Annotated in this window: 3 protein-coding genes; 2 read left to right on the top strand and 1 reads right to left on the bottom strand. The window is 63.5% G+C overall.

Annotated features, from left to right (window positions below; genetic code table 11):
• Positions 1-871, top strand: an 871-nt coding sequence (locus WCE05_RS25615; protein WP_368816804.1) for an IS256 family transposase, incomplete at its 5' end; no start/stop codon positions are given.
• Between the two features lie 131 nt (positions 872-1,002).
• On the opposite strand, the gene WCE05_RS25610 is transcribed toward WCE05_RS25615, so the two are convergent.
• Positions 1,003-2,427, bottom strand: a complete 1,425-nt coding sequence (locus tag WCE05_RS25610) for a PLP-dependent aminotransferase family protein (RefSeq protein WP_253081739.1) — start codon at positions 2,425-2,427, stop codon at positions 1,003-1,005.
• 384 nt (positions 2,428-2,811) lie between these two features.
• Here WCE05_RS25610 and WCE05_RS25605 point away from each other — a divergent pair, with 384 nt between their 5' ends.
• Entirely contained in the window at positions 2,812-4,224 is a 1,413-nt protein-coding gene (locus WCE05_RS25605; RefSeq protein WP_225789149.1) for an amino acid permease, read from the top strand.
• Positions 4,225-4,444 lie beyond the last annotated feature (220 nt).

Here is a 4,444-nt window from a genome sequence, read left to right as displayed (position 1 = left end):
GACGGTCAGAGAGATCCGAGCCTTTTTGTCCGAGCAGTATGGAACAGAGGTTTCACCCGACTTCATCAGCTCTGTGACAGACGAGGTCATGGAAGAGATTGGCGCGTGGCAACAGCGGCCACTGGAGCCGATGTACCCGGTCATTTTCTTCGATGCGCTGCGGGTGAAGATCCGCGAAGAGGGCCTGGTGCGCAACAAGGCCATTTACCTGGCCCTGGGCGTTCTCCCCGATGGGACGCGGGATATCCTCGGCATCTGGATCGAGAACACCGAGGGTGCGAAGTTTTGGATGAAGGTCTTTAACGATCTCAAGACGCGCGGTGTCGAAGATGTGCTGATTGCCGTGACCGATGGCCTCAAAGGTATGCCCGAGGCTCTTAGTGCCGTGTTTCCAGAGACGACGTTGCAAACGTGCATCGTGCACCTGATCCGCAACAGCCTCGACTTCGCGGCCTGGGACAAGCGGCGGGCTCTGGCCAAGGAGCTGAAGCCGATTTACCAAGCCATCAATGCTGAAGCGGCTGAGCAAGCACTCGATGAGTTTGAGAACGGGCCGTGGGGCGAGAAATATCCAACGGTGGTGGCTGCCTGGAGACGCGCCTGGGATCGAGTGATTCCATTTTTCGTCTTCCCACCGGCCATCAGAAAGGTGATTTACACCACCAACGCCATCGAGAGCATCAATGCCCAGCTACGCAAGGTCATCAAGACTCGCGGGCATTTCCCAAATGATGACGCAGCGACCAAACTGATTTGGCTGGGATTGCGCAACATAACAGCCAATTGGGGAAAACCGGCCCATGATTGGAAAAGCGCGATGAATCAATTTGCGATTCTGTACGGAGACCGGTTCATCAGGCCGACCTGGTGAGAATCAGGGCCTGCCTGACGGCAGGCCGTTACCGGCCCGCACACAAAAAATCTGACAGTCCCCGGACCGGTCGGGCAAGCGCCCCCAAATGACAAAACGCTATCTTCCGCAAGCCCCCTGCAGCACTACCCCTACAGGCCACCCCTACGTACATGCTTGACCAGCACCTTCTCGAGCAACTCCCACATCGCCGGATCGGTACTGAACGCCACATTGAAGCGCATCCACCCAGTCGCCTGGGCATCGACCATGAACAACTGCCCGGGCCCGAGCATGATCCCTTGCTCCAGTGCATCGTCGAGCAGCGCGGCGCTGTCGGGGATCGCGGGGTGCCGGGTCCAGATGTACATCCCTTCGTCCGACTCGGTGAACAACTCGAAGCCCAGCCGATGCAGGTGCCGGCCCACCTCCTGGTGCGCCTCGGCCAGGCGCTGGCGCAGGCGCTTGAGGTGCTTGCGCCAGCGGCCATCGATGATCGCCGCGTACACCACCCGCTCCATCACCTGCGAGGTGGTCAGGCCCGAGCGCATCTTCAGGTGCAGTAACTGCTGCATCAGCTCGGAGTTGGCCACCAGGTAGCCGACCCGCACGTTGGGCGAGATGCTCTTGGAGTAGCTGCCCACGTACACCACCTGCTGCAGGTGGTCGAGGCTGGCCAGGCATGGCTGGGGCTCGGCCACCATGTCGGCGTACAGGTTGTTCTCCACCAGACGAAAGCCATGCCGGGAGGCCAGTTGCAGCAGGCGGTGCAGCTGCGCCAGCGGTGTGCGCGAGCAGGTCGGGCTGTGCAGGTGCGGTTGGGTGAAGAAGGCTGTCGGACGCTGGTGGGCCAGCAGGCGCTCCAGGTGATCCAGGTCGTAGCCGGCCGGGGTGCGTGGCACGCCGACCAGGGTGGCGCCCTGGGTGCGCAGGATGCTCATCAGGTTGGGGTAGCCAGGGTCGTCCACCAGCACCACATCGCCGGGGCGCACCAGGGTGCGCACGGCCAGGTCCAGCGCCTGGCTGGCACCGTGGGTGAGCATCAGTTGCGCCGGGTTGGCGACGATCGACAGTTCCTGCTGCAGGTTCTGCGCGGTCAGCGCGCGCAGCTCCGGCAGGCCCATGGGGTCGCCGTAGCCGGAGAGTTCCAGCGGGCTGCCAGCCACCTGGCGCAGGCCACGGCGCAGGCCGTCCTCGTACATCCAGTCGTTGGGCAGCCAGCCACAGCCAGGTTTGAACGGTAACTGGCGGATCTCGAAGATCTGCTGCAGGTACCACTCGGCGTTGAACGTTGGCCGGGTGGTGTCGGCGTCCTGGTTGTGGTTGTCCAGCAGCTCGCCCACCGCGCGATTGACGAAGAACCCCGCATTGCCCCGGCTGACCAGCAGCCCCTGGGCCACCAGGCGGTCGTAGGCCTCGACCACGGTGAAGGTGCTCACCGAGTACGTCGCGGCGAAGGCGCGGATCGAGGGGACCTTGGCGCCGGGCTTGAGGGTCTGGTTGTCGATCAGCTCGCGCAGCCCGTCGATGATCTGGTTGACCAGCGGGGTAGGGGAGTCTGGATGTAGTTCGAGCATTCGGGTGCCTTCAGGTGTGCGTAACGCCAAGCGCCTGCAGGGTGTCGCGGGTGTATTGCATTGGCGGCCTGTACAGTGCAGTGCGGATTTCATGCCACTGTGCATGGCTCTCTGTGTCCGACATTTTTACATTAGGTGTCAGATATCGCCAGACAAAGCATTTCAGTTCACCCGGGAGGCAACCCCCGGGCACGTCAGCAGGCCGCCATGGAAGGCCTGCGTGTGTTTTCGCACACCTCCTGCCCGTACGGGTGGCCGGCAGGTTGAATTCGAGCAGTCGGGTTCAGCACGCCGGCCGCCGGCGCTGATGTACAGGTGAGACCGATAGCCATCGGGGTTTCACAGTTTTTCCTTGGATAAAAAGAAGCACGGGGTACACAACTGATGGACGCAACATCCCTATCCACCACGGCCGCGAAAGGGGAGCACGAGAGCAAACTCAGTGCTTCGCTCAAGTCGCGCCACCTGACGATGATGTCGATCGCTGGGGTCATCGGCGGCGCCTTGTTCGTCGGTTCCGGCAGCGTGATCCACAGCGCAGGCCCCGCCGCGGTCCTCGCCTATCTCGCTGGCGGCATCCTGGTGGTGTTGATCATGCGCATGCTCGGCGAGATGGCGACCTCCTCGCCGGACACCGGCTCGTTCTCCACCTACGCCGACCGCGCCATCGGCCGCTGGGCCGGTTTCACCATCGGTTGGCTGTACTGGTGGTACTGGGTCATCCTCATGGCCTGGGAAGCCTACGTGGCGGGCAAGATCCTGCATGGCTGGTTCCCCGGTATCAGCGTCAACGTGTTCGTGCTGGCCACCACCTGTGTGCTGATCACGGTCAACTTCTTCAACGTCAAGCACTACGGTGAGTTCGAGTTCTGGTTCGCCTTGATCAAGGTGGTGGCCATCGTCTGCTTCCTGATCGTCTGCACCGCGGCCGTGTTCAACATCTGGCAGTTCGGCGAGGTGCGTGGCATCAGCCACTTGACCAGCGAAGGCTTCATGCCCAACGGCCTCACCACGGTGATCGGTGCGCTGCTCGGGGTGATGTTCGCCTTCCTCGGCGCCGAGATCGTCACCATCGCCGCGTCCGAATCCAAGGACCCGTCCACCCAGATCGTCAAGGCCACCAACTCCGTGGTATGGCGTGTGTGCCTGTTCTACGTGGGCTCGATCTTCCTGATCGTCTGCCTGGTGCCGTGGAACGACCCGCACCTGGGCGAGTCCGGCTATGGCGCCTACCGCCGCACCCTGGAGCTGCTGGGCGTGCCGTATGCCGAGCTGCTGATGAACTTCGTGGTGCTGACCTCGGTGAGCAGTTGCCTGATCTCCGGCCACTACACCGCCTCGCGCATGCTGTTCTCGCTGTCCCAGCGTGGCGACGCGCCGTCGTTCTTCAAGATCACACGTGCCGGTACCGGCGTGCCGGTGTACGCGATCATGGGGTCGTGCGCCGTGGCCATCTTCTGCGCCCTGATCAACTTCAGTGAGACCCTGCGCCCGAAGGACGTGCTGGAGACCCTGATGAACACCACCGGCATGATCGCCCTGCTGGTGTACCTGGTGATCGCTTTCTCGCAGCTGCGCATGCGTCGCAAGCTGGTGGCCGAAGGCAAGGAAGTGCGCCTGAAGATGTGGCTGTTCCCCTGGCTGACCTACCTGGTGATCGCCTTCATCATCGTCTGCCTGGTGGTCATGGCGTTCATGCCTGACTACCAGATCCTGGTGATCTCCACCGGCATCGCCGCAGCCATCGTGGTGGCGATGGGCGTGGTCCACCAACTGCGCACCTCCCGGCAGCACTGAGGTTGCCTTCCCGCATGACCGAGCCCTCGCTGGGCCGGCCATGCGGCTGCAGATGGCTTATGCTGGAGGCCAGTGTGGGGGGTTGGGGGGGGGGCGGTGGGGGGAACGGCGCCCGCCCCCCGGGCCGGCGCGCGGGAGACGCGCGCGAGGCCCCCCCCCGGGGGGGGGGGGCCCCCCCGGGTGGGGGTTGGGCTCAGCGCGGGGCCCCCCGGGGGGCGCG

Source organism: Pseudomonas sp. I2 (assembly GCF_040984075.1).
Classification (GTDB): Bacteria; Pseudomonadota; Gammaproteobacteria; order Pseudomonadales; family Pseudomonadaceae; genus Aquipseudomonas; species Aquipseudomonas guariconensis_B.
Note: the sequence above shows the minus strand (reverse complement) of the source record. Positions and strands in the feature narration are given on the sequence as shown.